The organism is Xenophilus azovorans DSM 13620 (genome assembly GCF_000745855.1).
Classification (GTDB): domain Bacteria; phylum Pseudomonadota; class Gammaproteobacteria; order Burkholderiales; family Burkholderiaceae_C; genus Xenophilus; species Xenophilus azovorans.
This window is the reverse complement of sequence record NZ_JQKD01000036.1, coordinates 25,529-41,559: the sequence shown is the minus strand read 5'-3', so window position 1 is coordinate 41,559 and position 16,031 is coordinate 25,529. Positions and strand designations below refer to the sequence as shown.

Annotated in this window: 12 protein-coding genes and 1 tRNA gene; 9 read left to right on the top strand and 4 right to left on the bottom strand. The window is 67.9% G+C overall.

Going from position 1 to position 16,031, the window contains the following annotated elements:
- Window positions 1-1,032, top strand: a complete 1,032-nt coding sequence (locus Q392_RS18600) for an NAD(P)H-dependent glycerol-3-phosphate dehydrogenase (protein WP_038210880.1) — start codon at window positions 1-3, stop codon at window positions 1,030-1,032.
- Here Q392_RS18600 and Q392_RS18595 read toward each other — a convergent pair.
- Together Q392_RS18595 and Q392_RS18590 are read right to left on the bottom strand one after the other, a co-directional pair.
- Window positions 1,017-1,814, bottom strand: coding sequence for a segregation and condensation protein A (locus Q392_RS18595; RefSeq protein ID WP_245610751.1), 798 nt, complete (start codon window positions 1,812-1,814; stop codon window positions 1,017-1,019). The genes Q392_RS18600 and Q392_RS18595 overlap by 16 nt on opposite strands.
- A gap of 85 nt (window positions 1,815-1,899) precedes the next feature.
- A complete protein-coding gene (locus Q392_RS18590) occupies window positions 1,900-2,106 on the bottom strand; it encodes a DUF3460 family protein (protein ID WP_038210876.1) in 207 nt (68 codons plus the stop codon).
- Between the two features lie 44 nt (window positions 2,107-2,150).
- On the opposite strand from Q392_RS18590, the gene Q392_RS18585 reads away from it, so the two are divergent.
- Window positions 2,151-2,654, top strand: a complete 504-nt coding sequence (locus Q392_RS18585) for an outer membrane protein assembly factor BamE (RefSeq protein WP_399686378.1) — start codon at window positions 2,151-2,153, stop codon at window positions 2,652-2,654.
- On the opposite strand, the gene Q392_RS18580 is transcribed toward Q392_RS18585, so the two are convergent.
- Window positions 2,651-4,303 (bottom strand): SulP family inorganic anion transporter, encoded by a 1,653-nt coding sequence (locus Q392_RS18580; RefSeq protein ID WP_038210874.1) that lies wholly within the window; start codon window positions 4,301-4,303, stop codon window positions 2,651-2,653. The genes Q392_RS18585 and Q392_RS18580 overlap by 4 nt on opposite strands.
- A gap of 115 nt (window positions 4,304-4,418) precedes the next feature.
- On the opposite strand from Q392_RS18580, the gene fdnG reads away from it, so the two are divergent.
- The 7 genes from fdnG to Q392_RS32875 all read left to right on the top strand — a co-directional run bounded on the left by fdnG (window position 4,419) and on the right by Q392_RS32875 (window position 14,152).
- Window positions 4,419-7,484: a formate dehydrogenase-N subunit alpha gene (gene fdnG, locus Q392_RS18570; protein ID WP_157008059.1), complete on the top strand. Its 3,066-nt coding sequence runs from the start codon at window positions 4,419-4,421 to the stop codon at window positions 7,482-7,484.
- A 4-nt stretch (window positions 7,485-7,488) separates the two neighbouring features.
- A complete protein-coding gene (gene fdxH, locus Q392_RS18565) occupies window positions 7,489-8,445 on the top strand; it encodes a formate dehydrogenase subunit beta (protein ID WP_038210867.1) in 957 nt (318 codons plus the stop codon).
- On the top strand, window positions 8,442-9,155 hold the full coding sequence (locus Q392_RS18560; RefSeq protein ID WP_084217169.1) for a formate dehydrogenase subunit gamma: 714 nt from the start codon (window positions 8,442-8,444) through the stop codon (window positions 9,153-9,155). Before fdxH ends, Q392_RS18560 begins: the two co-directional genes overlap by 4 nt.
- A 117-nt stretch (window positions 9,156-9,272) precedes the next feature.
- Window positions 9,273-10,229 carry a formate dehydrogenase accessory protein FdhE gene (gene fdhE, locus Q392_RS18555; protein WP_038210865.1) on the top strand — a complete coding sequence of 319 codons (957 nt, stop codon included), beginning with the start codon at window positions 9,273-9,275 and terminating at the stop codon, window positions 10,227-10,229.
- 126 nt (window positions 10,230-10,355) lie between these two features.
- Window positions 10,356-11,786, top strand: coding sequence for an L-seryl-tRNA(Sec) selenium transferase (gene selA / locus Q392_RS18550; RefSeq protein ID WP_038210863.1), 1,431 nt, complete (start codon window positions 10,356-10,358; stop codon window positions 11,784-11,786).
- A complete protein-coding gene (selB, locus tag Q392_RS18545; protein ID WP_038210860.1) occupies window positions 11,783-14,011 on the top strand; it encodes a selenocysteine-specific translation elongation factor in 2,229 nt (742 codons plus the stop codon). Before selA ends, selB begins: the two co-directional genes overlap by 4 nt.
- Before the next feature lie 45 nt (window positions 14,012-14,056).
- A tRNA-Sec gene (locus Q392_RS32875) sits at window positions 14,057-14,152 on the top strand.
- A 246-nt stretch (window positions 14,153-14,398) separates the two neighbouring features.
- Here the strand turns inward: Q392_RS32875 and Q392_RS32050 are convergent.
- The gene (locus Q392_RS32050) at window positions 14,399-15,838 is read right to left on the bottom strand and encodes a hypothetical protein (RefSeq protein ID WP_084217175.1); all 1,440 of its coding nucleotides are present in this window, start codon (window positions 15,836-15,838) and stop codon (window positions 14,399-14,401) included.
- Between the last annotated feature and the right edge of the window lie 193 nt (window positions 15,839-16,031).

Sequence of the window (16,031 nt, the reverse complement as noted above, 5' to 3'; positions counted from 1 at the left end):
ATGCGCATCTGCGTGCTCGGCGCCGGCGCCTGGGGCACGGCGATGGCCATCAGCGCCGCCAGCCACCCCGCGGCGGCGCACGGCGTGACCCTCTGGGCGCGCGACGACCGGCAGGTCGCCGCGATGGCCCAGGCGTGCAGCAACGCGCGCTACCTTCCCGACATCCCTTTCCCGGCGGCGCTCGAGGTGCGCGGCGGTGCGCCCGAGGCGCTCGCGCAGGCGGCCGACCTGGTCATCGTCGCCACCCCCATGGCGGCGCTGCGCGAACTGCTGGCGGCGCTGCACGCGCTGCGCATGCCGGTCGCCTGGCTGTGCAAGGGCGTGGAGCCGGCCGGCGGCGCCGGGCAGGGCCTGCTGGCGCACGAGGTCCAGGCGCAGGTCGCGCCGGGACTGCGCTGCGGCGTGCTCAGCGGCCCCAGCTTCGCGCAGGAGGTCGCGCGCGGCCAGCCCACCGCGCTGGTGGCGGCCAGCGCCGACGCCGGCGTGCGCGACGCGCTGGTCGCGGCCTTCCACGGCCCCACGCTGCGCGTCTACGCGAACGACGACCTGGTCGGCGTGGAGGTCGGCGGCGCGGTCAAGAACGTGCTGGCCATCGCCACCGGCCTGGCCGACGGGCTGGCGCTGGGACTGAACGCGCGCGCCGCGCTCATCACCCGCGGGCTGGCCGAGATGACGCGGCTGGGCGTGGCGCTGGGCGCGCGGCCCGAGACCTTCATGGGCCTGTCCGGCCTGGGCGACCTGGTGCTCACCGCCACCGGCGACCTGTCGCGCAACCGGCGGGTGGGCCTGCTGCTGGCCGAAGGGCGCACGCTGGCGCAGGCGGTCGAGTCGCTGGGCCACGTGGCCGAGGGCGTCTACTGCGCCCGTACCGTGGTGCAGCGGGCCCGCCACCTGGGCGTGGACATGCCCATCGCCGAGGGTGTGGTGGCGCTGCTGGACGGGCGCCTCGCCCCGGCTGATGCCGTGCGGGCGCTGATGGAGCGCGAGCCGGGCGCGGAGATCGGCGCCGGCGGCGCTCAGGCCGGCGCGTAGGCCAGGCGCACGTAGATCGGGGCGAAGGCCTCGGCCTGCGTGATCTCGACCAGGGTTTCCTTGGCCAGCTCCAGCAGGGCGATGAAGGTGACCACCATCACCGGCACCCCGCGCGAGGCGTCGAACAGCTCCTCGAACTCCACGAAGCGGCGGCCCTGCAGCGTGCGCAGCACGATGCTCATGTGCTCGCGCACCGACAGCTCCTCGCGTGAGATCTTGTGGTGCTGCACGAGCTTGGCGCGCTTGAGGATGTCGGCCCAGGCGCCGCGCAGGTCGTCCAGGCTCACCTCCGGGAAGCGCGGCTTGAGCGACTGCTCGATGTAGACCTGGGCGCGCCAGAAGTCGCGGCCGTACTGGGGCAGGGCGCCCAGCGCGGCGGCCTGCATCTTGGCCTGCTCGTATTCCAGCAGGCGGCGCACCAGCTCGGCGCGCGGGTCTTCCGCCTCCTCGCCGTCGGCCGTCTTCTTGGGCGGCAGCAGCATGCGCGACTTGATCTCGATCAGCATCGCCGCCATCAGCAGGTACTCGGCCGCCAGCTCCAGGTTGCGGGTGCGGATCTCCTCCACGTAGACCAGGTACTGGCGCGTCACGCCGGCCATCGGGATGTCGAGGATGTTGAAGTTCTGCTTGCGGATCAGGTAGAGCAGCAGGTCCAGTGGCCCCTCGAAGGCCTCGAGGAAGACCTCCAGCGCGTCGGGCGGGATGTACAGGTCCTGTGGCAGCGCGAACAGCGGCTCGCCGTACAGGCGCGCCAGCGCCACCTGGTCGACCACCTCGGGCATGGCGGCGACGACGGTGTCGGCGTCCTCCTCGCCGTGGCCGCCGCCGCGTGCGGCGGGCGCTTCAGGACCGGTCATGAATGAAGGCTCAGGACGCCTGGGTCTGGTAGACGTAGGGCTGCTGGGGCACCTCGGCCGCCTGGAACTCGGCCTGCACCTCGCGGTCGATGGCCTTGTCCCACAGCAGGGCCCGGCCGGCGCGCTGCTCGGCCTCGAGCGTCGGCTTGGCCTTGCGCATCTGCTCGATGAACTGGGTCGTGTCGGAGGTGTAGTGGGGGCGTGCGAAGATGGGCATGGCGGGTCTGTTCCAGGCCCGGATTTTACCGACGGGGAGATGGCATGAAGGGACGACGCATGGGATGGCTGGCGGCCGGCGCCGGGCTGGCGGGCCTGCTGGCGCTGCTGGCCGGCTGCGATCCGCAGCGCATCGACCGGCTGGAGGAGGGCGTGTCCACCGAGGCCGACGTGCGCGCCCAGTTCGGCGAGCCCGAGGCCGTATGGGACGTGCCCGGCGGCCGCGTGCTCGAATACAACCGCCAGCCGGCCGGGCAGAAGAACTACATGATCACCATCGGCGCGGACGGGAAGATGAGCGCCCTGCGCCAGGTGCTCACGCCCGAGAACTTCGCCAGGGTGCAGCCCGGCATGCCGATGGAGGACCTGCGCAGGCTGCTGGGCAAGCCGGCCAAGGTCACACGCTATGCGCTGAAGCAGGAGACGGAGTGGGAGTGGCGCTGGCTGCAGCCGCCCGACACGGCCATGGTCTTCACGGCGGTGCTGAACGACCAGCAGTACGTGCTGCGCAGCGGCTCTTCGCCCGATCGCAGCGTCGAAGCCCCTTAGCCCCCGGCCAGTTCGTCCAGCAGGCCGGCGCGCTCGAGCGCTTCGCGCGGCTGGCCCTGCAGCGACTCGATGCGCAGGCTGCCCTCCTTGGCGCGCACGGTGCGCAGCAGCTGGCGCAGCGCGTCCACGCCGGTGGCGTCCAGCGAGATCAGGTGGGTGGCGTCCAGCACCACCGTCATGCCGCGCGGCGCTCGCTCCACCGCCTGCGCCGCCTCGTCCAGCTTGGCGGCGGCGCCGAAGAACAGGGCGCCGTACAGCCGGTAGGTCAGCACCGGCGGCTGCAGCGACACCAGTTCCACCGAGAAGAGCTGGCTCATGCGCCGGATGAACAGCGCGCAGGCCAGCACGATGCCGGCCTGCACCGCCACCGTCAGGTCGAACACCACCGTCAGGAAAAAGGTGCCCAGCATCAGCGTGCGGTAGTGGCTGCTGAAATGCCGCAGGTGCGTGGGGCTGAACTCGCGCCACTCGCCCATGTTCAGGCCCACGTGCAGCAGGATGCCGCCCAGCACCGCCAGCGGCACGTGCTGCGCCAGCGGCGCGGCCGCCAGCACCACCACCAGCAGCGTTACGGCATGCACCATGCCTGCCACCGGAGACGTGGCGCCGGCGCGGATGTTGGTCACCGTGCGCGCGATGGTGCCGGTGGCCGGCATGCCGCCGAAGAAGGGCACCACGAAGTTGGCCACGCCCTGGGCCATCAGCTCCTGGTTGGGGTCGTGGCGGGCCTGCCCGCTCTGCTGGTCGGCCACGCGAGCGCACAGCAGCGACTCGATGGCGCCCAGCAGCGCGATGGTGAGCGTCGGCGTCACCAACTGCTTGACGCTCTCCCACGAGAAGTCCGGCAGCGCGAAGGCGGGCACCCCGCGCGGGATGCCGCCGAAGCGCGTGCCGATGGTCTCCACCGGCAGCGAGAAGCCCCAGGACACCAGCGTGAGCGACACCAGCGCCACGATCGGCCCCGGCAGGCGCATGCCCAGGCGGAAGGCGCGCGTCGCGCGGGCCAGGCCGGCCACGCGGTGCAGCGCCATGCCGATGCGCGAGCCGCCGCTGGCCACGTTGGGCCAGGCGAACAGGCCGAGCACGCAGGCCAGCGCCAACCCGAAGGCGTAGGGGTTGAAGGTGGCGGCGTGGCGCCACAGCGTGCCGATCTGCGAGAAGAAGTCCGCCGGCATGTGCGGCACCGCCAGGCCCAGCACGTCCCGCAGCTGCGACAGCAGGATCAGCACCGCGATGCCGTTGGTGAAGCCCACCACGATGGACAGCGGCACGTAGCGTACCAGCCGCCCCAGCCCGGTCAGCCCGGCCACGAACAGGATCACGCCGGCGCCGGCGGTGGCGATCAGCAGATTGGCCACGCCGTAGCGGTCCACGATGCCGTAGACGATGACGATGAAGGCGCCTGCCGGTCCGCCGATCTGCACCGCCGAGCCGCCCAGCGCAGAGATGATGAAGCCCGCGATGATGGCCGTCCAGATGCCGGCCTCGGGCTTCAGGCCCGAGGCGATGGCGAACGCCATCGCCAGCGGCAGCGCCACGATGCCCACCGTGAGACCGGCGCCCACGTCCCTGGCGAAGCGGTCCCGGTCGTAGTCGCGCAGGACGTCGAGCAGGCGGGGGCGGAAGGGCATCAGCGATGGAGCGGACATGGCGTCATGGTGCAGTGCAGCGAGCCGTTTGCAAAGGGCATCGGGCCGGTATTGCACTATTGGGGTGCGTCCCTAGAATGGCTCGCACTACTTATAAAAGATAAAGGCAACCACGATGCAACTCTCCCGCCGCCAGTTCATGAAAGTGACTGGCTCCACCCTGGCGGGCTCGAGTCTGGCACTGATGGGCTTCTCGCCGGCCACCGCGCTGGCAGAGGTCCGGCAGTACAAGCTCGCTGCCGCCACCGTGACGCGCCAGACCTGCACCTACTGCTCGGTCGGCTGCGGCCTCCTGATGTACTCGCTGGGCGACGGCGCCAAGAACGTGCGCTCCTCGCTCATCCACGTGGAGGGCGACCCGGACCACCCGGTCAACCGTGGGACGCTGTGTCCCAAGGGCGCGAGCCTGATGGACATCGTCCACAGCCCGAACCGGCTCATGTACCCCGAGTACCGCGCGCCCGGCTCCAACGAGTGGAAGCGCATGTCCTGGCCCGAGGCGCTGGACCGCATCGCCAAGCTGCTCAAGGCCGACCGCGACGCCAACTTCATCGAGGCCACGGACGACGGCAAGAAGGTCAACCGCTGGATCTCCACCGGCATGCTGGCCGCCTCGGCCTCCAGCAACGAAGCCGGCTACATCACCCACAAGGTCGCCCGTTCCTGGGGCCTGCTCGCATTCGACAACCAGGCGCGTGTCTGACACGGCCCGACGGTGGCAGGTCTTGCCCCGACGTTCGGCCGTGGAGCGATGACGAACCATTGGGTCGACATCCGCAACGCAGACGTGATCCTGGTCATGGGCGGCAATGCCGCCGAGGCGCACCCGTGCGGCTTCAAGTGGGTGACGGAGGCGAAGGCGCACAACAAGGCGCACTTCATGGTGGTCGACCCGCGCTTCAACCGCTCGGCGTCGGTGGCCGACTTCTACGCGCCGATCCGCTCGGGCAGCGACATCGCCTTCCTCGGCGGGATCATCAATTACCTGATCTCCAACGACAAGATCCACCACGAGTACGTGAAGGCGTACACCGACTTCACCTTCATCGTGCGCGAGGACTTCAGCTTCGAGGAGGGCTACTTCTCGGGCTACAACGAGGAAAAGCGCCTCTACGACAAGACGAGCTGGGACTACGAGCTGGGCGATGACGGCTTCGTCAAGACCGACCCGACGCTGCAGCACCCGCGCTGCGTCTACCAGCTCCTGAAGAAGCACTACGCCAGCTACACGCCCGAGAAGGTGGAGAGCGTGTGCGGCACGCCCAAGGCGAAGTTCCTGCACGTGTGCGAGCAGTTCGCCTCCACGGCGGTGCCGGGCCGCGCCGCCACCATCATGTATGCGCTCGGCTGGACGCAGCACTCCACCGGCGCGCAGACGCTGCGCTGCGCGGCCATGGTGCAACTGCTGTGCGGCAACATCGGCGTGGCCGGCGGCGGCATGAACGCGCTGCGCGGGCACTCCAACATCCAGGGCCTGACGGACCTGGGGCTGCTCTCGTCCAGCCTGCCGGGGTACCTCACGCTGCCGCGCGACGGGGAACAGGACTACCAGGGCTACATCACCGCGCGCACGCAGAAGCCGCTGCGCGCCAACCAGATGAGCTACTGGCAGAACTATCCCAAGTTCCACGTCAGCCTCATGAAGTCCATGTACGGCCCGGCCGCCACGGCCGAGAACAACTGGGCCTACGACTTTCTGCCCAAGCTCGACAAGGAGTACGACATGCTCCAGATCTTCGAGCTGATGAACGAGGGCAAGGTCAACGGCTACATCGCCCAGGGCTTCAACCCGATCGCCTCGCTGTCCAACAGCCGGCGGGTGCGCGACGGGCTGGCCAAGCTCAAGTTCCTGGTCATCATGGACCCGCTGGCCACCGAGACCTCCGAGTTCTGGAAGAACTTCGGCGAGCACAACGACATCGACACGGCGCAGGTGCAGACCGAGGTGTTCCGCCTGCCCACCACCTGCTTCGCCGAGGAGGAGGGCGCGGTGGTCAGTTCCTCGCGCGTGCTGCAGTGGCACTGGAAGGCGGCCGACGCCCCGGGCGAGGCCTGGACCGACGTGCGCATCATGTCGGGCCTGCACCTGCGGATGAAGGAGATGTACGCCAAGCAGGGCGGCAAGTTCCCCGATCCCATCCTCAACCTGTGGTGGCCCTACGCACGGGCGGACGAGCCCACGCCGGCCGAACTGGCCAAGGAGTACAACGGCCGCGCGCTGGCCGACCTGAAGGACCCGGCCGACCCGGCCAAGGTGCTGCGCAAGGCCGGCGAGCAGGTGGCCGGCTTCGGCGAACTGCGCGACGACGGCAGCACCACCTGCGGCTGCTGGATCTATGCCGGCGCCTGGACGCAGGCCGGCAACCAGATGGCACGCCGTGACAACTCCGACCCGACCGGCATCGGCAACACGCTGAACTGGGCCTGGGCCTGGCCGGCCAACCGGCGCGTGCTCTACAACCGCGCCTCGTGCGACCCGGCGGGCAACCCGTGGAACCCGAAGCGGCAGCTCGTCAAGTGGAGCGGCGCGTCCTGGGGCGGCGCCGACGTGCCCGACATGGGCCCGACCCTGGCCCCGGCCACCGGCGCCGGCCCGTTCATCATGAACCCGGAGGGCGTGGCGCGCTTCTTCTCCCGCAAGGGGCTGAACGAGGGGCCCTTCCCCACGCACTATGAGCCCTTCGACACGCCGCTGGGCTACAACCCGCTGTACCCGAAGAACGCCAAGGCGACCAGCTCGCCCGCGGCGCGCGTGTTCAAGCCGATCTGGGACACCTTCGGCAAGGCCGAGGAATTCCCGCACGTGGGCATCACCTACCGGCTGACGGAGCACTTCCACTACTGGACCAAGCACGCGCTGCTCAACGCCATCACGCAGCCCGAGCAGTTCGTCGAGATCGGCGAAGCCCTGGCGCAGAGCCTGGGCATCGTCAACGGCACGATGGTCAAGGTCAGTTCCAAGCGCGGCTACATCAAGGCCGTGGCGGTGGTGACCAAGCGCATCAAGCCCATGACCATCGAGGGCAAGACGGTGCACCACGTGGGCGTGCCCATCCACTGGGGCTTCAAGGGCGTGACCAAGCCGGGCTTCCTGGCCAACACGCTGACCCCCTTCGTGGGCGACGGCAACACCAACACGCCCGAGTTCAAGACCTTCCTGGTCAAGGTGGAAAAGGTGTAGCGCCATGTCGATGCAATCCCTGGACATCAAGCGCCGTTCGGCCACCACCACGCCCGCGCCCAGCCAGCGCAGCGCCTATGCGGGCGAGGTCGCCAAGCTCATCGACGTCTCCAAGTGCATCGGCTGCAAGGCCTGCCAGACGGCGTGCATGGAGTGGAACGACCTGCGCGACGAGGTAGGCACCACCACCGGCGTGTACGACAACCCGACTGACCTCACCGAGAACTCCTGGACCGTCATGCGGTTCACCGAGTACGAGAACGAGGAAAGCGGCAACCTGGAGTGGCTGATCCGCAAGGACGGCTGCATGCACTGCGAGGACCCGGGTTGCCTGAAGGCCTGCCCCTCGCCCGGCGCCATCGTGCAGTACGCCAACGGCATCGTCGACTTCCACGAGGAAGCCTGCATCGGCTGCGGCTATTGCATCACCGGCTGCCCCTTCAACGTGCCGCGCATCTCCAAGAAGGACAAGAAGGCCTACAAGTGCACCCTGTGCTCCGACCGCGTCGCGGTCGGCCAGGAGCCTGCCTGCGTCAAGACCTGCCCGACCGGCGCCATCGTGTTCGGCACCAAGGAGAACATGAAGGAGCATGCGGCCGAGCGCATCGCCGACCTGAAGGAGCGCGGCTTCAAGGACGCGGGCCTGTACGACCCGGCGGGCGTCGGCGGCACGCACGTCATGTACGTGCTGCACCATGCCGACAAGCCCTCGCTGTACAGCGGCCTGCCCGAGGCGCCGACGATCAGCCCGATGGTCGGCCTGTGGAAGGGCGTGACCAAGCCGCTGGCGCTGGCCGGCATCGCGCTCACCGCGCTGGCCGGCTTCTTCCACTACACCCGCGTCGGCCCCAACGAGGTGAGCGAGGAAGAAGAGATCGACGCCGAGGCCAACGCCCTGGCCCGGCGCGACGATGCGGGCGTGCCGCCCGAGGCGCAGCGCGAACAGGAGGTGCGGTCATGAGCAGCAGCAAGGCCAGGCGTCCGACGCACGCCGACTTCGTGCTCGACAACCAGGGCCGCCCGGCCATCGAGCGCTACACGCCCAACGAGCGCAGCAACCACTGGATCACCGCCATCTGCTTCGTGCTGCTGGCGCTGTCGGGGCTGGCGCTGTTCCACCCGGCGCTGTACTGGCTGACGGCGCTGTTCGGCGGCGGGCCGTGGACGCGCATCCTGCATCCCTTCATCGGCGTGGTGATGTTCGTCTCGTTCCTCGTGCTGGTGATCCGCTTCTGGCACCACAACTTCCTCGACGCGAACGACCGGCAGTGGCTGCGGCAGACCGGCGACGTGGTGAACAACCGCGAGGAGCGCCTGCCGCCGGTGGGCCGCTACAACGCGGGGCAGAAGCTGCTGTTCTGGGTGCTGGTCATCAGCATGCTGTGCCTGCTGCTCACGGGGCTGGTGATGTGGCGCGCGTACTTCAGCCACCTGTTCCCGATCGGCATCGTCCGGCTGGCCTCGCTGTTGCACGCCTTCTTCGGCTTCGTGATCGTCTGCGCCATCATCGTCCACATCTACGCGGCGATCTGGGTCAAGGGCTCCATCAAGGCCATGACCCGCGGCACGGTGAGCTACGCCTGGGCCCGGCGTCATCACCGGGGCTGGTACGGCGAGGTGGTCGAGCGCGAAAGCGCGCTGGCACGCGACCGCGCGGCGCCCAGGGGATGAGGCTTCTTCCCATGCCGATCGACCGGGGGCTGGCATAGACTTGCCGCAGCCCACCTGCATCCAGAGCGCCGGGTCCGTCCCGGCGCTTCTCTTTGGCCCCTCAGCTTTCCTCGCACCGTGCAACGCATCCTCCAGCCCGGCGACATCGAAGCCCTCGACCGCGTGAGCTTCCCGCGCGTGCGCCTGCCGCAGCCGGCGCTGCTGTTCCAGGAGCGCGCCGCGCGCATGCGGCAACTGGCCGAAGGCCATCCCATCGCCGACTACCTGCGCTTCGCGGCGCGGCTGGTCGAGGCGCAGCAGCGGCTGGCGGCGCAGGCGCCCGCCGCCGAGGCCCTGCCGGCCGACGCCGTGCAGCGCGCCAGCGCCAACGGCATGCCGCTCATGCCGGCCTCCGACGCGCTGCCCGCCGGCTGGCGCGCCACCCTGCGCGCGCTGGTCGCCGACGTGCAGGCCGACCCCGCCGTACCCGCAGTGCTGCGCCCGGTGCTCGACCGCCTGGCCGCGCATGACGACGATGCGCTCGACGCCCTGGCCCGCCAGGCGCTGGCCGACAACCTCGGCCGCGAGGACATCGCTGCCGCGACGCTGGTCATGGCCGCGCTGCAGGTCGTCTTCGCCGCCCGCGCCGCGGCGCAGGACGAGCGCAGCATGCCCTACACCGAGCCCGCCACCGTCTGCCCCGTGTGCGGCAGCGCGCCGGTGGCCAGCGTGCTGCGCATCGGCGGCGAGGCCGGCGGCCACCGCTACCTGCACTGCGGCCTGTGCGCCACCGAATGGCACATGGTGCGCGTCAAGTGCAGCCACTGCGAATCGACGCAGGGCGTGCGCTACCAGGGTGTGGAGGAGGCCGAGGCCGGCGACGCCGCGAAGGTGAAGGACCAGGTCGTCCTGGCCGAGACCTGCACGCAGTGCCACACCTACCGCAAGATCGTCAACCAGGAGCAGGACCCCTATGCCGAACCCCTGGCCGACGACCTGGCCAGCCTCACGCTCGACCTGCTGATGGGCGAGACCGCGTTCTCGCGGGCCAGCGGCAACCCGCTGCTGGCGATCGAGAAGCCGCTGGCGGTGTGATGCGGCGCGCCATCGAGCTGCGCTTGTCCCGGACCGTTCGGGCTGAGCCTGTCGAAGCCCTGCGCAGCGCTTCGACAAGCTCAGCGTGAACGAGGTGTGTTCAGTTTCAGCAGGAACATCCGAAGCATGTCCGCCGTTCCCCACGCCCTTCGCCTGCCCTCGGTCGACCGCGCGCTCGCCGCGCCGGCCATGCAGGCGCTGGCGGAGCGCTACGGCCAGGGCGCGCTGACGGACGCCCTGCGCGCCGAGTTCGACGCCCTGCGCCCGAAAGCCCTGGCCGGCCAGCTCACTGCCGAGGCCATCGCCGACGACACCCTCGCCGCCGCCTGCGAGCGCCGCCTGGCCGCGCGCTTCGCGCCGCGCCTGGTGGCCGTGTTCAACCTCACCGGCACCGTGCTGCACACCAACCTGGGCCGCGCGCTGCTGCCCGACGAGGCCGCTCAGTCGGTGCTGCGCGCGCTCACCGCGCCGGCCAACCTGGAGTTCGACCTCGCCACCGGCGGCCGCGGCGACCGCGACGACCTCGTCGACGGCCTGCTGCGCGAGCTGACCGGCGCCGAGGCCGCCACCGTCGTCAACAACAACGCCGCCGCCGTGCTGCTCACGCTCAACGCGCTGGCGGCGCGCAAGGAGGTGATCGTCTCGCGCGGCGAGCTGGTCGAGATCGGCGGCGCCTTCCGCATCCCCGACATCATGTCGCGCGCCGGCGCGAAGCTGGTCGAGGTCGGCACCACCAACCGCACCCACGCCAAGGACTATGCCGAGGCCGTCACGGCGCGCACCGCGCTGCTGATGAAGGTGCACACCAGCAACTATGCCGTGAGCGGCTTCACCAAGACGGTGAGCGAGGCGGAGGTGGCCGCCATCGCCCACGAGCGCGGCCTGCCGCTGGCAGTCGACCTGGGCAGCGGCACGTTGGTCGACATGGCGCAATGGGGCCTGCCGCACGAGCCCACCGTGCGCGCCGTGGTGGCCGCCGGCGCCGACCTCGTCACCTTCAGCGGCGACAAGCTGCTCGGCGGCCCGCAGGCCGGCCTGATCGTCGGCCACAAGGACCTGATCGCGAAGATCAAGAAGAACCCGCTCAAGCGCGCCCTGCGCGTGGGCAAGCTCACCCTGGCCGCGCTGGAGCCCGTGCTGCGCCTCTACCTCGCGCCCGAGCACCTGGCCGAGCGGTTGACCACGCTGCGCCTCTTCACCCGCCCGCGCGAGCAGATGCAGGCCCAGGCCGAGCGCCTGCTGCCCGCCGTGCAGCAGGCGCTGGGTGCGGACTTCGAGGCGAGCGTTGCCCCGATGTCCAGCCAGATCGGCAGCGGCGCGCTGCCCGTGGAGACGCTGCCCAGCGCCGGCCTGCGCATCGCGCCGCGCGAAGCCAGGCGCGCCGGCCGCCGGCTCGCCCGGCTCGAGGCCGCGCTGCGCGGCCTGCCGCGCCCGGTCATCGGCCGCATCGCCGACCAGTCGCTGTGGCTGGACCTGCGCTGCCTGGAGGCGCACGACGAGGCCGCCTTCACCGCGCAACTGCCTGCGCTGCAGGCCGCGCTCGCCGCCCGGCCATGATCATCGGCACGGCCGGCCACATCGACCACGGCAAGACCACGCTGGTGCGCGCGCTCACCGGCGTGGACACCGACCGACTGAAGGAAGAGAAGGCGCGCGGCATCTCCATCGAGTTGGGCTACGCCTACATCCCCGTGCCGTCCGAAGGCCGGCAGGGCAATGGCGGTGAGGCAACGGCCGTCGCGAACGTGCTGGGCTTCATCGACGTGCCCGGCCACGAGAAGTTCGTCCACACCATGGCCGCCGGCGCCTCGGGCATCGACCACGCGCTGCTGGTGGTGGCCGCCGACGACGGCGTGATGCCTCAGACCCGCGAGCATTTGGCCATCGCTCTGCTGTTCGGCATCACCCAGGGCACCGTGGCGCTGACCAAGTGCGACCGCGTCGATGCCGAACGCATCGCCGCCGTACGCGCAGAGGTCGCCGCGCTGCTGGCCGGCACGCCGCTGCGCGACGCGCCTGTCTTCGAGACCGCCATCGCGCCCGAGGTGGATGCTGCCGGCCTCGGCATCGACGCGCTGCGCGAGCACCTGTTCGCCCAGGCCCGCGCTTGGGAAGAAGAAGCGAGCGAGCGGCGCCGCGGCGGCGGCCTGTTCCGCCTTGCCGTCGATCGCGTCTTCACCCTGCCGGGGCGCGGCACCGTCGTCACCGGCACCGTCTTCGGCGGCCACGTGCTGGCGGGCCACACGCTCACCCACTCGGCCACCGGGCGCGGCGTGCGCATCCGCAGCCTGCATGCGCAGAACCGCGCCGCCGAAGTCGGCCGCGCCGGCCAGCGCGTCGCCCTCAACCTGGCCGGCATCGACAAGCACGAGATCGCCCGCGGCGACTGGATCGCCGACGCCCGCGTGCTGCAGCCCACGCAGCGCATCGACGCGCGCCTGCGCCTGCTGCCGGGCGCCGCGCCGCTCGGCTCGTGGGCGCCGCTGCACGTGCATCTGGGCGCCGCGCACCGGCAGGCGCACGCCGTGCCGCTGCAGGCCGACACCCTCGCGCCTGATGCCGAGGCGCGCGTGCAGCTCGTCTTCGATGCGCCCGTGTTCGTCGTGCCCGGCGACCGCTTCATCGTGCGCAACGCGCAGGGCACGCGCACCGTGGGCGGCGGCGTCGTGCTCGACCCGCTGGCGCCCGAGCGCCGGCGCCGCAGCGCCGAGCGCATGCAGTGGCTCGACGCGCTCGACACCCTGGTCGCCACCGGCGACGCGCGTCCGCTGCTGGCCGCCGCGCCGGCCGGTCTCACCCGCAGCGCGCTGGCGCGCCTGCTGGGCCGCCTGCCCGCGCCCGGCTGGGCCGGCGACGATGCACCCTCGTTTCCCATCGGCCAGCCCGGCCCGCTCGCGGGATCGATGCTCGGCGCCCCCGGCACCGGCGGCGATGCCGACGAACTGTGGCTGGCCCCCGCCGCCTGGGCGGCCGTGCGCGAGCGCATCACCGACGCCCTGCAACGCCATCACGCCCGCGCCCCCGACGAGCCCGGCCTGAACAGCGCCCGCCTGCAACGCATGGCCTTCCCCGCGCAAAGCGGCGCCCAGGCCAGCTTCGCGCGCCTGCCCGCCCAGGGCTGGCAGGCCTGGATCGAGCGCCTGCTGGCCGAACGCGACGCCGAGGGCCGCCCCGTGCTGGAGCGCACCGGCCACTGGCTGCACCTGCCCGGCCACCGCGTCAGCCTGAGCGACGCCGAGCAGGCCCTGGCCGAGCGCCTGCACCCCCTGCTGCTGGCCGGCGGCAACGATCCGCCCTGGGTGCGCGACCTGGCGCGCGAAACCGGCGTGCGCGAAGACGCCGTGCGTGACCTGCTGCGCAAGCAGGCCCGGCTGGGCGCGCTGTACCAGGTGGTGAAGGATTTGTTCTACCCGGCCGAGCGCATGGCCGAGCTGGCGCAGACCTTTGCTGCGCTGAGTACGGCCGACACGCCGGATGCCGCTGCAGCCATCGCCAAGGCTTCGCCGGCCTCCGACGCCACCGCCCCATCGGCCTCCGACACCCCCCACCCGTTCGGGCTGAGCCTGTCGAAGCCGGGTACCGCCGCTTCCCCCAAAGGCCCGCCCCCCGGCGCCGTCGAAGCCCGCACCTTCCGCGATGCCGCCCACCTCGGCCGCAAGCGCGCCATCCAGATCCTCGAATTCTTCGACCGCATCGGCTACACCCGCCGCGTGGGCGACGCGCACCTGCCGCGGCCGAACACGCGCTGGACGAAAGAGGAGGGCCCCGTCACCGGCCCCTAGAATCCCCGCGCCTTTGGACAGGCACGAAGAATCTCTTCTTCAAGAGGAAGGCAAACGCACCCGGTGGTGCGCCCGGGCTTCAAACCCGGTAGGGGGCGCCAGCCGCTTCCTGGTCGGTTCGACTCCGGCTGCTTTCCGCCAATGCACAAAGGACGAACTGAAAGCCCGGCTACTTGTTTACAGCGCAGGCACTGAGTTATCGAGCGTCTGTCTTGACGCGATGGGCAATTTCGGTATTGCGGCGGTCGTAGTCTGTTGGGCGCTATCGGCTAGAAACTGCCGGTGGCGGCTAACGAAAGCGAACGCTCAATGCCTGCCGTAACGGGCGCATTTGTAATGAGCAAAGCGAAAAAAAAGCGTCCACGTTGATGGCATTGTTAGGTGTATTCAATTTAATGCCACAGCCCGGAATCTTTGGGTTAAAAATTCTTCATGTGGATTTGCAACACCCTCTGCGATCTTGTTGAGCATTGCGACCAAATCATTGTCAACTATTGGAAGCATAATGCCCCTTCCATCCACATATGTGTCGTTGCATCTCGCTAATAACGTATCCATGTCATCTACCGATCTACACAGGAGCAGCCCAAACTTACCTCGATTCATTGAAAATCGACCAGAAAGTTGATCTATCTCAGGATTGGCAACTTCACGAGAGTAATTCTTGCACTCCACAAAAATGAATTGAGCTGGAGTTTGATAGGTAGTATGTAGTCGATGGAAAAATCCTTTGTTTGCGGAATTGTCGAAAGTGATATCTATTCGCTTTCTTCCATCATGGATCTCATTCTCAACTATAGGCGAGACAACATCAGGATAGAAAAGAAACTCAAGAATACCAACGGCCAATCTATGATATTTAGTTGCACCTTCCCCGCCCGGGGCAATCTCTCCAAGTTTGGTGATTAGATACTGCGCAATAAGCACGGGATCGCTATCATCTATTTCCTCATTGGAGATCGCTGAGGCCGTTTGCTGAATCCACTCTTTGAAACCCCGAAATACTTCGGGATGATCGTCTGTAAAAGAGGCAAGAAATTCTTTGGAGTATGCTGATTCCTGTGATTCCTTTAAAGATTTCTTTGTCACATAGGGCGTACCGTCTACACGGTATTGGACAAGAGCCGAATAATTTCGAAGATGTTCGTGCTGCAGGTATTCGAGAATGAATTGATTGTAATATTTCTGAGGCGTGTATTTGTTGGAGTAGGAAACAATGCCTTTGGGAGTCAACAGTATCTTTCTCCCGTCGATAATTAGCATCGATTCATATCGATTATTCCAGGTGTGTGTGGCTCGATCCCAATAGAACCCAGACTGGACATTTTGATGTAATGCAATTCCCCATAATTTGCACTGCTCCTGCGTGTAAGTGACAAGGTGACCACGAATTATATTTGTGGTCATATCTGATATTTTGTCTTTATCGATGCCGTCAATAAAAAGACGAAAATCTTCTAAATCCTCAACAATGCCAGTCGCCACAGCCTCACTCTGAGCAATGCTATTAAAAAGCTTCTCACTGTCGATGGATCCAATCGCATTGCCACGAGGCCTGCCGCTGGACAGACCCAAGCACGTTTCATTAGGTTCGTGTAGATAGTCAAAAAGAGCCCTTGCTCGATCTGTTTCTCCATCTCGAATGAAGTTAATAAAAGCTTGAAAGAAACTTCGAAGTGTTCGGGTTGCGTTTACGGACCAAGAGTCGGTGCGGCAGCCAAGAAAAAATGGGTCTACGAACAGTGGCGTATCGGCGTCTGTGTCTATATCAACAAAATCCAGTTCAAATTGAGTGGCTTCCAAATTGAATTTTTCGCTGATTTTCACTTTTGTCTCCTTATCGCTTAACGTAATTTAGATCACAGAATCTGCGGGATAAAATGGGCCGTGCGAAATACTCAGGCATTGACTTCTCCTAAAATTGGCTTGCTGCCGCAGGGCTGTTCAAACTTCAGGAATTCCTCGAAAACCCGGCAGGCGTCGGCTAACCAAACTATGGCTTGCAAGCAAGAGGGCCTTT